The 18,852-nt window shown below is 40.9% G+C and carries 16 protein-coding genes; all 16 read right to left on the bottom strand.

Going from position 1 to position 18,852, the window contains the following annotated elements; genetic code table 11:
* Positions 1-39 precede the first annotated feature (39 nt).
* The 16 genes from KFT32_RS23110 to citZ all read right to left on the bottom strand — a co-directional run bounded on the left by KFT32_RS23110 (position 40) and on the right by citZ (position 18,609).
* Complete coding sequence (locus KFT32_RS23110) at positions 40-1,335, bottom strand: ABC transporter substrate-binding protein (RefSeq protein WP_249436087.1); 1,296 nt, start codon at positions 1,333-1,335, stop codon at positions 40-42.
* A gap of 233 nt (positions 1,336-1,568) precedes the next feature.
* Positions 1,569-2,699, bottom strand: coding sequence for a GntR family transcriptional regulator (locus tag KFT32_RS23105; RefSeq protein WP_211749796.1), 1,131 nt, complete (start codon positions 2,697-2,699; stop codon positions 1,569-1,571).
* A 139-nt stretch (positions 2,700-2,838) separates the two neighbouring features.
* Positions 2,839-4,437, bottom strand: a complete 1,599-nt coding sequence (locus tag KFT32_RS27625) for a glycine betaine ABC transporter substrate-binding protein (protein WP_349304943.1) — start codon at positions 4,435-4,437, stop codon at positions 2,839-2,841.
* Between the two features lie 84 nt (positions 4,438-4,521).
* Positions 4,522-5,190 carry an ABC transporter permease gene (locus KFT32_RS23090; protein ID WP_249436086.1) on the bottom strand — a complete coding sequence of 223 codons (669 nt, stop codon included), beginning with the start codon at positions 5,188-5,190 and terminating at the stop codon, positions 4,522-4,524.
* Positions 5,177-6,334: an ABC transporter ATP-binding protein gene (locus tag KFT32_RS23085; RefSeq protein ID WP_211749795.1), complete on the bottom strand. Its 1,158-nt coding sequence runs from the start codon at positions 6,332-6,334 to the stop codon at positions 5,177-5,179. The genes KFT32_RS23090 and KFT32_RS23085 overlap by 14 nt, the downstream gene beginning before the upstream one ends.
* Positions 6,335-6,602: 268 nt before the next feature.
* Positions 6,603-7,262, bottom strand: a complete 660-nt coding sequence (gene phoU / locus KFT32_RS23080) for a phosphate signaling complex protein PhoU (protein WP_211749794.1) — start codon at positions 7,260-7,262, stop codon at positions 6,603-6,605.
* Between the two features lie 53 nt (positions 7,263-7,315).
* On the bottom strand, positions 7,316-8,074 hold the full coding sequence (gene pstB, locus KFT32_RS23075) for a phosphate ABC transporter ATP-binding protein PstB (protein ID WP_211749793.1): 759 nt from the start codon (positions 8,072-8,074) through the stop codon (positions 7,316-7,318).
* 159 nt (positions 8,075-8,233) lie between these two features.
* The gene (locus KFT32_RS23070) at positions 8,234-9,334 is read right to left on the bottom strand and encodes a methyl-accepting chemotaxis protein (protein ID WP_211749792.1); all 1,101 of its coding nucleotides are present in this window, start codon (positions 9,332-9,334) and stop codon (positions 8,234-8,236) included.
* Between the two features lie 100 nt (positions 9,335-9,434).
* Entirely contained in the window at positions 9,435-10,169 is a 735-nt protein-coding gene (locus KFT32_RS23065) for a response regulator transcription factor (protein WP_211749791.1), read from the bottom strand.
* A 114-nt stretch (positions 10,170-10,283) separates the two neighbouring features.
* Positions 10,284-12,101 carry a two-component system histidine kinase PnpS gene (gene pnpS, locus KFT32_RS23060; RefSeq protein WP_211749790.1) on the bottom strand — a complete coding sequence of 606 codons (1,818 nt, stop codon included), beginning with the start codon at positions 12,099-12,101 and terminating at the stop codon, positions 10,284-10,286.
* A 45-nt stretch (positions 12,102-12,146) separates the two neighbouring features.
* Positions 12,147-13,112 carry a bile acid:sodium symporter family protein gene (locus KFT32_RS23055; RefSeq protein WP_211749789.1) on the bottom strand — a complete coding sequence of 322 codons (966 nt, stop codon included), beginning with the start codon at positions 13,110-13,112 and terminating at the stop codon, positions 12,147-12,149.
* A gap of 148 nt (positions 13,113-13,260) precedes the next feature.
* A complete protein-coding gene (locus tag KFT32_RS23050) occupies positions 13,261-14,124 on the bottom strand; it encodes an SDR family oxidoreductase (RefSeq protein ID WP_211749788.1) in 864 nt (287 codons plus the stop codon).
* A gap of 354 nt (positions 14,125-14,478) precedes the next feature.
* Positions 14,479-14,898, bottom strand: coding sequence for a hypothetical protein (locus KFT32_RS23045; protein WP_211749787.1), 420 nt, complete (start codon positions 14,896-14,898; stop codon positions 14,479-14,481).
* A gap of 222 nt (positions 14,899-15,120) precedes the next feature.
* Positions 15,121-16,062, bottom strand: a complete 942-nt coding sequence (gene mdh, locus KFT32_RS23040) for a malate dehydrogenase (RefSeq protein ID WP_211749786.1) — start codon at positions 16,060-16,062, stop codon at positions 15,121-15,123.
* Between the two features lie 15 nt (positions 16,063-16,077).
* Complete coding sequence (gene icd / locus KFT32_RS23035; RefSeq protein ID WP_211749785.1) at positions 16,078-17,373, bottom strand: NADP-dependent isocitrate dehydrogenase; 1,296 nt, start codon at positions 17,371-17,373, stop codon at positions 16,078-16,080.
* A 123-nt stretch (positions 17,374-17,496) separates the two neighbouring features.
* Complete coding sequence (gene citZ, locus KFT32_RS23030) at positions 17,497-18,609, bottom strand: citrate synthase (RefSeq protein WP_211749784.1); 1,113 nt, start codon at positions 18,607-18,609, stop codon at positions 17,497-17,499.
* Positions 18,610-18,852: the final 243 nt, after the last annotated feature.

Genomic DNA, 18,852 nt, shown 5'->3' with positions numbered 1-18,852 from the left:
CTGTTGTGTACGAGCAGTCCACTAACGAATCTACCGACCTTACGGATTTAGTGCTTTGGTTACATTATCAGTGACCTTCTTCAGAAGCTCTTCAGGAGTCCCTTTGCCGCGTGTCGCAAGATCCACCGCTGAAGCCAGCTCATTCCAATACAGAGATCCTTGCGTCATAACAGGACGTGCGTGCGACTGTGGAAGAATATTAATGAACTCTTTAAAGATAGGATCTTCTTTATATCCCAGCTTCTCATTTACGGATTCCTTGATTGAGAAATCACCACTGATTTTACTGAAGATTTCCTGACCTTGTTCGCCAGAAAGGAACTTCATGAATTCCCATGCTGCTTCTTGATTTTTGGATCCTTTAGGCATAACTGTAGCCCATCCGCCTGACCAAGTTGTATGATTTTCTCCCGTTGGAGTCGGCATTGGGAATACACCATATTTCATATCCGGGTTGAACTTTTTAGCTTGTGACACGGTCCAAGGTCCGGATACCTGCATGCTTAATTGACCAGTAAAGAATGGGTCCATAGTCGATGTACCTTGCGAACTTGTAAAGGAAGCAATATCTTCGATGTTATATTTCTTAGCAAAGTCAGACATCCAAGTAAGTGCTTCTACGTTTTTCGGATCATCTGCCGTTACCTTTCCATTTGCATCTAGGAAGTCACCTCCGAAAGCCCAGCCCCATCCATAAAACCAACCTTGACCGTACCAAGGAATAAATCCAATCTGTTTGAATCGTTTGCCTTCTTTGATCGTCAGCTTTTCAGCAACGGCCTCGAGCTCGGCTATCGTCTTTGGTGTTTGTTCTGGATCAAGTCCAGCTTTCTCGAAGTGTTCTTTGTTATAAAAAACGAGTCTTGCATCGGTCGAAGTTGGCATCGCGTACAGCTTACCGTCAAAGTTCGCCTCTTCCCAAGCAAAAGGATAAAATCCATCTTCTGTTACTCCGTCCTTTTGTGCAAATTCTGTTAGATCAGTGAGTGAACCTTGGTTCGCCCAAGTCGCAACTTCAAATCGATCAAAGTAAGCTACATCCGGTGCATTTCCTCCAGCAACTGCTGCAAGCAGCTTCTCATTTTTCCCTTCACCCTGCTGTGCAATGAATACGGAATTTACTTTGATGTCGGTGTGCTCTGCTTCAAAGGCTTTAATTACTTCGGCAATCGCATCACCAGTAAGCTCAGTCATTGAATGCCAAAAGGTAATCGTTGTCTTTCCTTCCTCTTCGGAACTGGAACTGCTCCCCGTCCCTCCTGAACAACCTGAAAGCACCACGGTAAACATGAGAATAAAAATACTGCTTAACCAAACACCTCTTTTGAATACCATTCAACTGACACCGCCCTTATTCTAAGTTTTAGCAGATGACTGTAAGCGCTTACCTAATAAAGAGTATAAATCTTTTATTTAGTTAGTATGTAATGTATATATCAACTTAAGTCATCTTAGTATGTACTCTATCAGAGCTTCTTTTATTTTGCAATATTTAGTAAAAACATTTTTTTATTCCAAATACCGAAAAGGTTTTCCATTGTGTGCATCCAAATAAAAAAGAACGTCTCCTATGTGGAGCGTCCTTTTCGAAATTCGAAACCAAGTAAAGTAAGTTGCGGTACTTCTTCCAGATGCAGTTGTGACATTAGCAAATGGACCGCTTTTGATCCCATTTTATCTTCATATTGTCTGACATGAGTAAAAAGTGGCACATCAAATGGATCATCCGGGCAATCAAAACATACAATCGTAACATCCTCTGGTACCCTAATTTTCATTTTGGATAAAGCCTCATAGATCAAAAGAGCAATCTCATACTCTGTAGCGACAAAGGCTGTAACAACTGGATGTTCCTGTACAAATTTGTAAATAAAATCTGTATCGTACACCCTCGGAGTACCCATTTTGTTTTCGTTATCCACATCGGCAAACTGCATATTCGTAATCAGGTAATCCGAACGCAACCTTGCCCCGCTAGCCAAAAAAGCCTGCTGAAATCCCAGCAACCGATCTTCCAGTGTCGAAGTTTTACTTGGATCAGGTGATACAAAAGCGATATGCTCGTGTCCCTTTTCAAGTAAGTAAGAACCAAGCTTAAAAGCTGCTGTTTTGTTATCTGTGTGAACTGTACACGCTTGAATTCCCTTTAGGTGCCGATCCACTATGACCACGGGAAAATCTTCAATGATCAGTTTGAGCAAGTTCTGATTATATTCTTTGCTGTCCGCTGGAAATACAATCATCCCACTTACACCAAGCTCAAGCAGACTAGCCAGTGCGCTAGCCTCCTCTTGTAAGGAATTGTTACTTCTTTTAATGATTAAGAAATCTCCGTATTCAGCAACGGTACGTTCAATTGCATATTGTAACTGTAATCCATATCCTGAATTATAACTTGGAAAAATAGCCCCAATAAGTAGTTTCTTCTTGCTCTGCTCTGTCAGATTTTCTCTCTCTTCTACGAAAGAAGACGGAACTGATTCAGCCGGAAAATTGACATATGATCCCTTGCCTCGAATACGAGATATAATCTCATCTTCTGCAAGCAGGTCCAGTGCCTTTTTCGCCGTAATTCGGCTTACCTCGTAACGCTCGGTTAACTCTTTCTCTGACGGAACCTTATCCCCCGGCTGAAGTCGACCACTCATAATATCTGCTTGAATCGAGTTAATAATTTGTTGATACAAGGGTTGATTCATATAATTTTCCTTCCAAATTATTTATAATATACCAACTATATCAACTTCGAGTAAAATCGTCAATTTGATGGTCTTTTTTACACCACTGTTGACAAAATGATATAAAAAAGCCCGAACCGAAGTTCGGACTGTACTTTATTTATCGTTTAACCACTTTAAAACGTTCAGCCAGTCTTCCAAGGAAAATATCTGCCAGAATAGCTAGCAAAGCTGCAGGAATGGCACCAGCTAATATTTTGATATTATGGCGTTGATTAAGTCCAGCATAAATTTCACGACCTAATCCGTCTCCACCAATAATCGGTGCGAGAGCTGCCACCCCAATAGCGATAACGGCTGCTACACGAAGGCCTGCCATCAGGAATGGAATGGATAATGGCATTTCCACTTTCCATAGCAATTGGAACCTGCTCATCCCCATGCCTTTACCCGCATCCTTAAGCGCAGGATTTACTTCTTTTAGACCTACATAAGTATTACGTACTACCGGGTTTAAGGAGTACAGGAAGAGGCCAATCACTACACTCTTGAAGCCGAGTCCAAAGATAACCATGAGCAAGACCAGAAGCGCCATACTCGGCAGTACTTGTATAATGTTCGTGATAAACATAATGACACGACCTGTTTTGTCATAACGAGCACTGAGAACACCGAGCGGAATCCCGATCACTAGCGCAAGTCCTAGCCCACATAGTACCATCAAAATATGAATCCAAGTCATATGTAGCAAGTATGATGAGTTCTCCGTAATGTAGTAATAAAATTTTTGAAGAGAATTCGCATCTGGATGCATCGCTGATGCAGGTAGCTTAGACTCATCGAGGAGTCCTTTATCGACCAAATACTTAATCGCTACTGTTTTGGGTTCCATTTTGTCCACATCAACTTGATAACTAAGGCTCGTCATCGTATCTGCGTCAATCGTCCCCACGAGTGAAGTAAGAACTTCATCGAGCTCCGGATGTTCTTTAAGCAGACCCTTACGAGCAACAGTGGAAGCATCGAATGGAGGGAAAAACTGTTTGTCATCTTCAAGTGTCACAAGATTAAATTCTTTAAGTCCTGGATCGGTTGTGTAAGCCAGTACAACATCTACCATCTTGTCAGCAACCGCAGAGTATACAAGTGAAATTTCCATCGGAGAGGTTTGCGCAAAGGTAAAACCGTACTCCTTCGTAAATGCCGGATATCCATCAGCGGGACGTTCGAGCCATGTCGTATCGACTCCAATTCTCATATCCCCAGCATGATCTTTTAGGTCTGACATTTTACTAAGCCCGTATTGTTCAGCGACATCTTGTCTTACCGCAAGGGTATACGTATTCTCAAAGCCAAGTGGATCATACCACTTTAAATCCCACAGCTTATCGAAACCTTCCTGTGCCTGACGGAGCACAGCTTCCCGATCTTTCGTATCTTCAACGTCAAAATAACCGTTAAAAATTTCCCCTGAATATAGGGTACCTATATCTATTTCGTCTTTGCTAATCGATCTTAGTAGCAAACTGGATGAGGCCAAATCCGTCGTAACGTCAACACTCAAATCCGTACGTTCTTCAATCAATGCTTTATATATTTCAGCAAGTATCTTGGATTCTGTAAAGGTTTGTGTACCAATTTTAATACGATCAGCAGCATCCGCTTTACCTGGCAGACTCATCGAAAAAATAGAAAAGACGAGCATCAGTAATACCATAGTACGCGTAGCTTTAAACCATTTATGTTTTTCAACTCTCATTTGTACAATCTCCCTCTTTCCTTAGTAGCTTATGAGAATAAGTCTTCCTCTTCTCCTATGGTTCTTCAGACATTCATGAGAGGCCTACGCCTTCGCATTTTTTCTATTCGATGTGAATGCTTTCTCAACTGCTCCAAGTAACAAGTCAGCAAGCAAAGCAAACAGAATAGCCGAAAGTGCGCCTGCCACAATAAGTTCGGTCTTGTTTACACCAAGTCCCGACACAATTAACTGTCCGAGTCCACCAGCTCCAATGAGTCCAGCGAGAGTAGTCCAACTAATGATATATACGGTCGTTATTCTAATACCTGACATAATGTAAGGAACCGCTAGAGGTAGCTCAATATGAAACAAACTTTGAAGTCTGCTGTAGCCCATACCCTTAGATGCATCTCGCAGTGCAGGGTCTACTGCTTGTAGTCCAGCATACGTATTACGCAAAAGTGGAAGCAAGGAATATAAGAACAACGCAATGATCGCCGGTGTCATCCCAATTCCGAATAAAGGAATCATGAGGGCAAGAAGCGCTAAACTTGGAATCGTCTGAAACAGATTAGCAATACTGAAAACGAGTGAATTGAGCCATTTAATTTCTGAACTCGAGATCATAATGGCAACTGGAATCGCTACAACGATACCTAAGAGAGTAGCAATGGCTGCAATCAGTGCATGTTGCCCAGCAGCACTCAAAATATCTGGATAACGTTCTCCAACGAATACAAAGAAATTTTTAATGGACTCAAATACTTGCATTCACTTCTGCCTCCTCTGTATCTGGAGTATAGACATCTGCAAGGAGCCTTACGACACTACCTCTCGTAATAAGGCCAAGGAATAGTCCATCTTCATCTACAACAGGCAAATTGGATAGATGATTTTCATTAAGTATAGTAAGTGCAGTAGTTACAGAGTCCCCTCTTTGTAGCACGTGCTGTACAGGCTGCATGACATCAACAATTTTTTTATCTTCTTCACGATAATGTTTAATAAGCTGATAGATCGTTACATTACCGAGAAGGCGTCTTGATTTATCAACAACAAGGAGGGAGTCTACTTTCCGTCTTTGTAAAATGTTAATTGCTTCTGCGATCCCTCTTGTTGGGAATGCTGTAGCTGGATTATTAATCATCACTTCCTCAACATTCGGGAATTCAGTAATGTCTTCAGAAAGTAGTCGATCTTTACCGATAAAACTTTCTACAAATTCATTGGCAGGGTGACGCAGAATCTGATCTGGAGTCCCCACCTGTTCAATATGTCCATCTTTCATGAGGACGATCGTATCTGCGAGTTTGATGGCTTCATCCATATCGTGAGTAACGAAAACGATCGTTTTCTTTACTTCCGTTTGCAAACGAATGAGCTCATCTTGCAGTTCCTCTCTGCTGATTGGGTCAAGTGCACTAAAAGGCTCATCAAGTAAAATAACGTCGGGATCTGCTGCTAATGCACGTATAACCCCAATCCGCTGTTGCTGTCCACCGCTCAGCTCAGAAGGATAACGATTTCCGAACGTTTCTGGAGCGAGTCTGACTTGGTGAAGAAGTTCATCCACACGAGCATCAATTTTGGTCTTATCCCATTTCTGTAAACGTGGTACTACACCTACATTCTTAGCAATGGTCATATTGGGAAACAAACCTATGTTTTGAATTACATATCCGATTTTGCGTCTTAATTCGACTGCATCCATTTTCGATATGTCTTCCCCATTGATCAAAATTTGACCATGAGAAGGAACATTCAATCTATTAATCATTCTCATCGTTGTTGTTTTTCCACATCCGGAAGGACCGATAAACACCGTAATTTCACCTTGTTTAATGGTGAGGTCAATTCCTTTCAGAGCTTCAAATCCATCATCATAAACTTTCTTAACACCTTTAAATTCAATCACGAATCGTTTCCCCCTGTCGGTTATCGTTATCGTTAATCATTCGTTATGTTCCTAAATAACTCACTACATATAGCAAAAAGAGCCGATGTCATAAGCGGCTCATTCCAGTATCTTCATGAAATTTGCTAGGTGAGTTGCTCAACTGACAGAGTATTATTACCCACTTTTGAACATAAAAAAACAGAATTATCCGAAAATTTCAAAAAAAACTGAAATTCAAGGATAATTCTGTTGTAAATTAACAGTTATAACCCCTTTCTTGTAAGGGTTATTGATTAAGATCTGGGCGTTTACCTGTCACTAGATATACTGCACTTTCACCGATATTGGTAGCATGATCACCAATCCGCTCAATGTAGCGACCTACTAGCATAAGCAACATAGCCTGAGATGCATCTTGTGGATGCTCCGACATCAATGCATATAGATCAGTTATCATATGACTGTATAATTGATCTACTTCATCGTCTGTTTTAGCCATTTTGTACGCCAAATCGGAGTTTTCCTCTAAGTATGATTTTATCGAATCATCAATCATGATTTTAACAATATCACCCATACGAGGGATATCGACGAGAGGTTTAATTAACTTCTGACCTTCCATACGCTGTGTTACTTTTGCAATATCTAACGCTAGATCACCCATACGCTCTAAATCACTGGAAATTTTAAAAGCTACGATGATCCGTCTTAAGTCCTTCGCTACAGGCTGCTGTGTAATAATCAACTTAGAACCGAGATCCATGATTTGTTCTTCCATAGCATTCAGTTGTACATCTTCTGAGACGACCTTATGCGCAAGTTCCAGGTCACCTGACTTCAAACTTTTGATAGCATCTACTAAGGCTGTATTTACGTGTTCCGCCATCTTGAGCAACAAATCACGAAGCTCGTTTAATTCTCGGTCAAATCCTTTTCTACGAATCATGCTTGCCGTTCCTCCTCGTGTAAATGAAATATAGCTATTTATTCGTGCAATCCTTAACCAAATCGTCCAGACACATAGTCTTCTGTTCTATGGTCTTGTGGATTGGAGAAAATTTCGTTCGTTTCAGCTGCCTCAATAACTTCACCGTTTAGGAAAAAAACGGTTTTACCTGAGACACGTGCCGCTTGATGCATGTTATGAGTAACCATAACAATGGTATATTGATCTCTAAGCTCTTGTACAAGTTCCTCAATTTTGAGAGTAGAAATCGGATCAAGAGCTGATGTTGCTTCATCCATAAGCAATACTTCTGGCTGAACAGCCAAAGCACGTGCAATACATAGACGTTGCTGTTGACCTCCAGATAAACTCAGTGCCGAACGTTTCAGGTAATCTTTAACTTCATCCCATAGTGCAGATTGGCGCAAACTTTGTTCAACAAGCTCGTCGAGTACCTTTTTATCTGTTGTTCCATGAAGACGTGGGCCATAAGCAATGTTATCATAAATTGATTTTGGAAACGGATTGGGTTGTTGAAATACCATACCTACTCGTTTTCGAAGTGTTTCTATCGGAAGATCTTCACCATAGATATCTTGTCCATCGATCTCTACTTTTCCTTCAATTCTCGTGCCATTAATCATATCATTCATACGGTTTAACGTGCGGAGAAGCGTCGATTTCCCACAACCAGAAGGACCGATAAAAGCAGTCACTGTATTTTTAGGGATCTCCAGATTTACATTTTTTAGCGCTTGGAAAGATTCATAATATAGATTCAAGTTTTTAATATTTATCATCGTGCTGTTCATTCCAATGTTATCTCCTTTACTGCATAGTGAGGATCATTTTGTAATACGCAAAAAAGCCTCACAAAATAAAAGCTCAATCTCATTGTAACGTCTTATTGTAAAGGCTATATAAACATTTGTTAACGCTATGTAAAATGTAAAATCAGGACCATCCACATATTAACAGATCGCTTTCAGGTTTAGAGGATGCTCATCCTGTAAATTGGTCAACGATAAGCGGACGGCTTCTGCAATATTTGCAGCCTCAGAGGCTGCTTCTCCAATTTCATTTCCGATGAATTCCATCTGCTGAGCAGTGAATCCCGTGGCAGACAAAGCTTCCTGCCCCTGTCTAATCTCTTCCTTACTCGACTCAATATATTTGACTCCTTGTTCTGTTAAGACAACGCTCTCCTCTATCTTGTCTCGAATTGCGTCTAATAATTCGGTGATTAGCGATGCAACACCTGTCGTCTGAATAGATAAATTACGTACTTCATCCGCTACAACACGAAAACTCAGTCCATGTTCCTTTGCATGAGCAGCTTCAATCGCTGCATTTAATGCAAGTAAATTACTGCGATCTGCCAATTCACGGATGGTCGAAATGAGACCCTCTATGTCGTGTATGCTATGAAGCTGATTAACAGCATACTCTTGTTGCTTGGTAATTTGTTCATGAACTGCAGAGTAGGAAAGAGAGATATTACGATAAGAAGCATTGCCTGCCTGCGTTTGAGCAGACAACTGGGTAATACCTATCGTATTTTTCTGTACAGCATTTCTCACACTGAATACTGCTTTTTCCACATGTCTGAGCTTCATTTCACTCTCATGTATAACATGGCTTCGTGATTTCATTAGATCTTGCTGGATATCCCGTGCCATATTCATGAGATCTCTTATTGTAAGAATTCCGATATATTCCTGCTTATTCGTTATAATAACACATTCATTAAATGTTTCATCTTCACGGCTCAGAGCATAATCAATGATTTTATCAGCAGATATGCTGAGGTCCAGAATAAGTGGCTCTTTGCTCATAAAAAAAGTGACTGCTTTATGATCATACAATTCAGCAGAAAAGCGATTTGCGTAACGCTGAAAAACGGTATCTCTCATAATTAATCCAATCACTTTCTTATCCTTATCCCCCACAACGACACAGGTAAGTTCTGGTTTCTGCTTCATCATAGTAAATAATCCTTTGCCATTCATTTCCTCTGTAATCATCGGAAACATACGGCAATAGGATTTTACCTCAGTACCTGAATTTAACATCTGCTTATCCCCTCTAGCTACAGTATTCTATACAATGATTATAAGAAGTACAGATAAACAGGATAACCTTTATATGTTAAGGGGATGTAAAAACTATAAATTATGTTCTTTGTTGGGCAACAGACTTCCGCTTTCCTGCCACAAGTTTGTAGCCTACTCCACGGATCGAATCGATATGAACCGTTTCCGGATCAAGTTCAAGTTTTTTGCGCAAAGAACTCACATGAACATCTACGGTCCGCTGCCCCCCAATATAGTCAAATCCCCAAACGGCATTCATCAGATCATCTCTCGTCAATACAACGCCCGGCTTTTTCGCCAAGTACAAAAGCACCTCAAACTCTTTAGGCCGTAATTGTATCGATTGGCCACTGAGTAGCACTTCATATTTCTTCGGATAGATCTCTAGTTCACCAAGAACTATACGAGATCCGTCTTCTTCTATTTGTTCCGGCTGCTCTTCAACACCAGAAACTCTTCGAAGTACTGCATCCACTCTAGCTAGTAGTTCAGAGACACCAAATGGTTTCGTAATATAATCATCAGCGCCTAGCTTTAATCCTTGAACAACTTCATTTTCCCCGTTTTTAGCAGTTAATATAATGACTGGGGTCTTAACTCCCGTACTTCTGAGCTTACTGAGTATCTCGAGACCATTCATCCCAGGAAGCATAATATCCAGTAAAATAAGATCAAATTCCTGTGAAGAGGCTCTATCAAAACCGGCTGTGCCGTGATCTTCTACCGTTACATCATGACCTTCTTGCGTCAAGTTATAGGAGAGTAATCTTGCTAGTGTAGGCTCATCTTCAATAACTAATAATCGCTGTGCCATTATATCCCCTGCTTTCATTTCATGTTCATTCTGTTCATATAATATCACTTCTTTGTTATCGTGGTGTAAAATATGACAGTTTGTATATACTCTGTACAAAACAATCCTCAAAATCTATTCTTCATCTGAGTGATCCTGAAGAAGTGGTAGCGCAACGGTAAACGTCGTCCCCGTTCCTAGCTCACTTTCCACCATCAATGTTCCATGATGCAGTTCTACCAAATGTTTAACGATAGATAACCCAAGCCCCGTTCCACCGGAATTACGTGATCTCCCCTTGTCCACCCGATAAAACCGTTCAAATACACGAGGCAAGTCGGCTTTCGGAATCCCTATTCCAGTATCGCTAATGTGGAAGAGAATTTGTTCGTCTCCCTCCTCCTCACTGATCATCGAAGCCTGGATTTTTACTTGTCCGCCTTCCAGCGTATAGTTGATCCCGTTACTAATTAAATTAAGAAAGATTTGTTTCAGTTTATCCTCATCTGCCTCAATAAATAACTCCTCGGGTACGTCAACAAGAAGGCGAATCTGTTTTTTATGTGCTGCATTACCTAACGTGCCTGTTACCATTTCAAAAAACGAGTGGAGATGAACTGGAGAACACTCCAAGTTAGATCGTTTAGACTCTATTTTGGACAATTCCAGTATGTCTCCGATCAAACGGTTGAGCCGGTCCCCTTCATCATAAATAATTTGTAAAAAGGAGCGCATGGTCTCCTCGTCTTTCACCCCACCGCTCAAAAGGGTTTCAGCAAAACCTTTAACGGCAGCTACAGGAGTTTTCAATTCATGGGATACATTCGCTACAAACTCACTCCGCATATTTTCAAGTCGGCGTATAGCGGTTATATCCTGAAGTAAGAACAGCATACCGCGATAACTTCCATCATTTTCATTCATAGGAACCCCGTCTATACGAACAATCAATTCTTCTGGATTATATATCCGCACCTCTTCTTGCACTCGATCTCTATGTTCAATCGATGCTTCTATAATTTTTGTCAGCTCATAATGCCGCTTAAGTTCAAGATAAGGCCTACCGGTTACACGATGTTGCTCAATACCGAGCATACGTTCACTCTCTTTATTCAACACAGCAATATTTTGAGTAGCATCAATCATAATGATACCGCCCGTCATATTGCTCATCACACTCTGTACTAGATCCTCACTGTCACGAATCATTTTGAGCTGAGCTTGAAGACTGTCTGCCATTCCATTGATTGCAATTCCTAGCTGGCCAATTTCATCGTCTCGTATAAACCTAACTCTTGCATCATAATCCAATTTGGATATTTGATTGGCAACCTTTGTGACATGTTCTATTGGACCCGTCAAACTTTTCCCTACCCGATAGCAAACAAAAGCCACGACTATAAATAAAACAAGAAGTGTGAAGATCATGAGAAGCCATCCACGTCCAAGCCCCTCATCTACTGTTTTCAAGCTCATAGAAAGTCTGATATACCCGTCAAAAGCCCCGTCCGCCGAAGTCACTGGCAGAGCGATGTACAACATTTCTTGATCAAGTGTGTCGCTCGTTCGAATGGATTGTCCGTAAGAATTTGTTCCTTCTGTGATGGACATAATTTCCTCACGCCCCAAATGGTTGTCCATTTCTTCGGCGTTATATTCTGAATCACCGATAACGGTACCGTCTCTTAAGATGAAGGTCGTTCTGGAATCTGTAAGTTCCTCAAGCTCTTTTGCTTTTTCGGTATAATATTCAATTACGGTTTTCTGTTCATCTGCAGTATCTTTAAAAGAAAAGGTGGATTGTAGAAGATTAATTTCTCGCACCATATTTTCTTCAAGAGCCTTAATATGCAAATCTTTAAATACTTGACCAAGAGCTATTCCTGCCGTTAAGACAGAAATAAAGATAAGAGTCATCATAATGGCCGTCAGCCGAAAACGAAATGTCTTCATATGTGTTTTTCATCTTCCTTTATGGTGTTATTTCAAAATAAATATTTACATTTCTCTCCTTTGTGCTGGAAAGAAACGTTGAAGTAAAGCATGATGTAGAGTTGCTATAGGTTGCTGAATCATGATCCCCAGAACAACGGGAATGGCCGCTTGCGGAGAGAAATAACCCATTGCTAGAACAAGTCCAAGCGAAATGTTCCGCATTCCTGTAGCGTATGACATCGTGATACTTATTTCCCGGGAAACGTTTCGTATAAGATATGAACCTACAAAACCAATTCCATAGCACATCGCAACTAGCAAAACAACAGCAATCGTAGCGAGTACTACATCTGCTTTCAATGTTCTCATATGAGGTGCAATCGCTGCCGCATTCAAAAGGACAACGGCTGCGAAGAAAATTTTAGATAAAGGCAATGTCACAGGGGCTGACCATGCTTTGAATTCCCCTTTTGAAATTTCATAGATACCAACACCGAGCACCGTTGGAACGACGATAATAAGGAGTAAATCCTCCATAAGTCGAGCCGTATCAAATTTGATGTCTGCACCAAAAAAAAGTTCAATCAAACCTGGTACAACTAGTGGGCTGAGGGCTGAGTCTAGAACTACCATAGCAAGCATCAAAGGTACACTTCCATAAGACATACCAACCCATAACACAGAGGAGACACCTAAAGGGATAATAGTAAATAAAACAAGTCCCACGGTATAGTCCGATCCCGTTCCAAAAAGAGTAGCTCCAAGAGCATAAGCAATTAATGGAGTAAGCACATGCGCCAGCAGCAACGTTATCAGTACCGGAGCCGGTTTAAGCACCACATTTTTCAAATGTCCCAGACCACATCCTAAAGCCATTACAAACGTAACAAATCCAAATAGATAAGGGACCAAGGAGATAAAAGGCAAAAAAAGCTCAGAAAAAACCATCCCTATAATAAGTGAGAACGGAATAATAATATACATGTATTTTTCAAACCAGGTAGCAAAACGAAGTGACCAAGATCCCATATATGTACGAGTCCTTCCCTTGGTTATATAAATTTGATCATACCACAGATTATACGGAGTACTTCGTCTGTTATGTAAATTTTTATAAATAGAAGTAAAAGGCCTCATACGGAACCTCCGTATAAGACCTGATAAGTGTAATTATAGATTAACCATTGACTACTTCTCCACCATTAACATGGATAACTTGACCGCTTACGTAAGATGAATCACTAGACGCTAGGTATACATAAGCCGGTGCGAGTTCCTCTGGCTCTCCTGGTCGTTTCATCGGCTGTGTTGCTCCAAACTCACTCACTTTCTTTTCATCAAAAGTAGACGGAATTAGCGGAGTCCAGATCGGTCCGGGTGCTACTGCATTTACCCTGATTCCTTTGTCCGCCAAATGCATGGATAGGGAACGAGTAAACGAAGTAATGGCTCCTTTTGTTGAAGAGTAGTCTATCAAATTTTCACTGCCTCGATAAGCAGTTATAGAAGTGGTATTAATAACGGCACTTCCACTTTTTAGATGAGGCATTGCAGCTCTTGTCATATAGAACATACTAAATATATTGGTACGGAACGTTTTTTCCAGCTGCTCATCTGTAATGTCTTCAAAATTTTGTTGCGGATGCTGTTCAGCAGCATTGTTAACGAGAATGTTAAGCTTACCTAATTCATCCACCGTTTGCTTGACCGCTTCATTGCAAAATGAGGAATCTCCGATATCACCAGCAATCAGGATACATTTAACTCCCTCTTGCTCAACATGCTTTTTCGTCTCTTCAGCGTCGCTGTGCTCATCTAAATATACGATAGATACATCGGCACCTTCTTTCGCATAAGCTACTGCAACCGCTCTTCCTATCCCGCTATCACCGCCTGTAATCAGTGCTGCCTTTCCTTCAAGTTTTCCAGCTGCTTTATATGATTCTCCTTTATATTTCGGTCTTGGAGTCATTTCCGATTCAATTCCTGGCTGTTTATTTTGTTGCTGCGGTGGTAATGTCTTGTTCTGACTTTGTGGCATAATCGATTCTCCCTTTCATTTTTTGATATCGTCATCGTTAATTTCTCTCTTAAACAACTTATAGGATGGCTAATCGTGTCTTGCTTATACGCTATTTCCGTATGTATTGATCTGACGCAGATAGCATCCTCCCACTATGCTTTTACCCCTCCCTTTGAGTATGAAACGATTAGCTCCCATCAAAAAAAGCCTTTAACAGATCAAAAATCTTTTTGATCTCCATTCGAAAAAACAAACAACAGAACACAAAAAAGACAGTGGAAAACGCAATTAAATGCGAATTCCTCTGTCTTTTTCCATGAATACATCTTGATGAATTGCTTTACATCCATTATGTATTTCCCTAGCTTATTTCTACCAAGGGTATACCATAACTCCAAGCATAACGAGTAACAATACGGCCAAAATAATGCTGAACATACGCAGTTTATTTTTTTCCGCACTGATATCGCGTTTTTCTTGGATTCCTGCAATTCCAAGACGAAGTGATTTACCCATAATTCCACCGATAGCAAGCATTGCAAGGAAGATCACAACAACAACAATCATCCAGGAAACTTCATACTCGCCTTTGCTCATGATGTAACCGCCTGTAATCAGCTGAATGATCAAACCGTATTGTGCAATACGATTGAATGATCTGACAGCAGCGATACTGCCTTCTTGAGCAGGAGTAGCTAGTTTCATCAGTGCACTAACCACAAATGGAAGCAGTAGATAATATCCTACGGATACTGCTCCGAGAATGTGTACAAAATACATGACTGAACCCATCTTTTCATTTCACTCCTTTCCTATTAGAACATAGAATAATATTACCCATAGAAATAAAACCGGAATCAGTCCATGGACGAATTGGAAGAAGGACCTCGTCCGTCCTATTCCCATCTCCCAAATTATACTGATTATTAAGCCTAAAGAAAAGGAAACCCTGCTGATTTGCAGGATTTCCTCATCATTCATTCACTAATTATTCACTAATTATTCAATACAGAACTATACGTTGACGACAGAGATGACATTACGCACAGATTCAGCGGATTTATCAAGGGCTGTTTTCTCTTCTGCCGTAAGTTCAAGCTCAAATACTTTCTCAATTCCGTTACCACCCAGGATGGTAGGAACACCGAGGAACAAGTCATTATATCCATATTCCCCTTCAAGATAAGCAATGACTGGAATAATCCGTTTTTTGTCTTTCAAAATCGCTTCTGTCATTTGCACGAGTGATGCAGCCGGTGCAAAATAAGCACTCCCGTTACCCAGCAAGTTTACGATTTCTCCACCACCAACACGAGTACGCTGTACAATGGATTCAATCCGATCTTGCGGAATCAATGTATCGATAGGAATACCACCAACACTGGAATAACGTACGAGAGGTACCATATCATCACCATGACCGCCAAGTACGAATCCGCGTACATCTTCAACGGACACATTCAGTTCTTGTGCAATAAATGTGCAATAGCGAGCTGTATCTAGTACACCAGATTGACCAATGACACGGTTTTTAGGAAAACCGAGTGCTTGATAAGCTGCATAAGTCATCGCATCAACTGGGTTACTCAAAATAATAACGATTGATTCAGGACAATATTTTTTGACATTTTCGCAAACGGATTTCACGATCCCTGCATTGGTGTTTACGAGATCGTCTCGGCTCATACCCGGTTTACGGGCGATTCCTGCTGTGATAATGACAATATCAGAATTAGCTGCATCTTCATAATTTGAAGTGCCTACGATATTGCTGTCAAAGCCCTGAACTGGGCTTGCTTCGAGCATATCGAGTGCTTTTCCCTTGGTTGGATTCTCAAGTTGCGGAATATCAACAAGGACAACATCACCAAGTTCTTTCTGAGCTAGCATAAGTGCTGTAGTAGCGCCAGTGAAACCAGCGCCAACAACAGTAATTTTTTTGCGTTGAATTGTCATTTTTATCCGCTCCCCTTACAGGTTAGTGATAATTTGGTCAGCAAACTCAGAACATTTCACTTCAGTAGCGCCATCCATCAAACGTGCAAAGTCGTAAGTAACGGTTTTGTTGTTGATAGAAGTTTCCATACCTTTGTAGATGAGGTCAGCCGCTTCTTGCCAGCCCAAATGCTCAAGAAGCATAACGCCGGACAAAATAACAGAACCTGGGTTAACTACGTCTTTGTCAGCATATTTAGGAGCAGTACCATGTGTTGCTTCAAAGATAGCATGTCCAGTCACATAGTTAATGTTTGCTCCAGGAGCAATACCGATACCGCCAACTTGTGCAGCAAGCGCATCGGACAGATAGTCACCATTCAGGTTAAGGGTTGCAATTACATCAAATTCAGCTGGACGAGTAAGAACTTGTTGAAGGGCGATATCTGCAATCGCATCTTTAATGATGATTTTGCCTGCATCTTCTGCTGCTTTTTGAGTTGCATTCGCTGCATCTGTACCTTCTTTTTCTTTAATCTCATCGTACTGAGCCCAAGTGAATACTTTATCACCAAATTCAGCCTCAGCCACTTCATAACCCCAGTTTTTGAAAGCACCCTCAGTAAATTTCATGATATTACCTTTGTGTACGAGTGTAACGCTCTTACGTTCATGAGTAATTGCATACTCAATTGCCGCACGTACAAGACGCTTGGAACCTTCGGAGGAAACCGGCTTAATACCGATACCTGAAGTTTCAGGGAAACGAATTTTGTTAGCACCCATTTCCTGTTGCAGGAACTGAATTACTTTTTTCACTTCTTCTGAACCTTCTTGGTACTCAATCCCTGCATAAATGTCCTCTGTGTTCTCACGGAAAATGACCATATCAACGAGTTCAGGACGTTTTACTGGAGAAGGTACTCCATCGAAGTAACGAACCGGACGCAAGCACACATAGAGATCAAGCTCTTGACGAAGTGCTACGTTCAAAGAACGAATACCACCACCGATAGGTGTAGTCAAAGGTCCTTTAATTGCTACGATATATTCACGGATTGCTTCAAGTGTATCAGCAGGAAGCCACTCTCCGTATGTATTAAATGCTTTTTCACCAGCAAAAACTTCATACCAAGCAATTTTCTTTTCGCCGTTATATGCTTTCTCAACAGCTGCATCAAGCACTCGTTTGGAAGCTTTCCAGATATCACGGCCAGTTCCGTCACCTTCGATAAAAGGAATGATAGGTTGGTTAGGAACTTGAAGCTGTCCATTATCAATAGTAATTGTCTCGCCTTCAGTAGGGAGTGCGAATTTTTCAAAGTTTGGCATTGTTTATTTCCTCCTTGTTTTATAAATCAACGTATGACATGGCAGAGAAGGGTCTTACAGCAATATCCCTTTTGGGAAAGACATGCCAAGACACCTTCTATTATTATACATGTTTCTTAGCGACTAGCGACGTTCAATCGGTACATACTTTTGATTCGTAGGACCTGTATACTCCGCACGAGGACGAATAATACGGTTGTCTGCAAGCTGTTCCAGAATGTGAGCTGTCCATCCGGATACACGGCTGATCGCAAAGATTGGAGTAAATAACTCTCTTTCGATACCAAGCTGAGTGTACACAGAAGCGGAGTAGAAATCGACATTTGGTTTCAGACCTTTTTGGGATGTGATCAGTTCTTCAATACGAACCGACATCTCATATAGATCGGTATTTCCATTTTGCTCTCCAAGTTCTAGAGACATCTTCTGCAGATGTTTCGCACGTGGATCACCATTTTTATAAACACGATGTCCAAAGCCCATGATCTTCTCACGATTATCCAGCTTTTGCTGAATGTAAGATTCCAGGTTCTCTTTGGAGCCGATCTCGCTCAGCATTTTCATTACCGCTTCATTCGCTCCCCCGTGGAGAGGACCTTTGAGTGCGCCAATAGCTGAAGTTACACCGGAATAAATATCCGACAACGTAGCTACAGTCACACGCGCAGCGAATGTAGACGCATTAAGCTCGTGGTCTGCATGAAGAACAAGTGCCTGATCAAGCGCCTTAATTGATGTTTCTGTCGGCTCTTCCCCAGTCAGCATGTAAAGAAAGTTTTCGGCAATAGATACACCCTGTTTAGGAGCAACTGGTTCTTTCCCTTCACGAATTCGAGCAATTGCAGCAACGATCGTAGGAAGTTGTGCCTGTAACTTCACTGCTTTTGTCTCGTTAGCTTCTTGAGAATCATCTTCCGCACTTTCATCATATAACCCAAGCGCTGAAATTGCAGAACGGAGAGCAGCCATCGTATTTAAGTCTTTCGGATATAATTTAATTTGAGAAATGAGTGCATCAGGAATTGGTGCATATTCACTTAGTTTCTGATTAAGGTTATCAAGTTCACCCTTATTTGGCAGTTTACCAAACCAGAGCAGGTAAGCGACTTCTTCAAAACAAGCACCTGAAGCTAATTCATCAATATCGTAACCACGATAAGTCAGGACACCATCAACGATGGAACTGATCGAGGAAGTTGTTGCCACAATGCCTTCAAGACCTTTGGTAGCTGTCATTTCACATCTCTCCTTTTGTTGCAAAATAGAGTATAAATCAAAAATGAAAACAGTTACATTATTAAAGATTAATAAAAAATTCCAGGCATAGCAGACATCATGGTAAAAAATATCTCTTCAATCATCATACTGGATTTTGTCGATGATGTGAACAATTTGGAGGTTTACAAAGGCATCAAAGATTTCTTTCACGGAGATAAAAAATTTGATAAGTCAGAAAAAAGCAAAGATAGTCAGAATCAT

It is taken from the genome of Paenibacillus sp. Marseille-Q4541 (assembly GCF_018310695.1).
GTDB lineage: Bacteria > Bacillota > Bacilli > Paenibacillales > Paenibacillaceae > Paenibacillus.
Note: the sequence above shows the minus strand (reverse complement) of the source record. Positions and strands in the feature narration are given on the sequence as shown.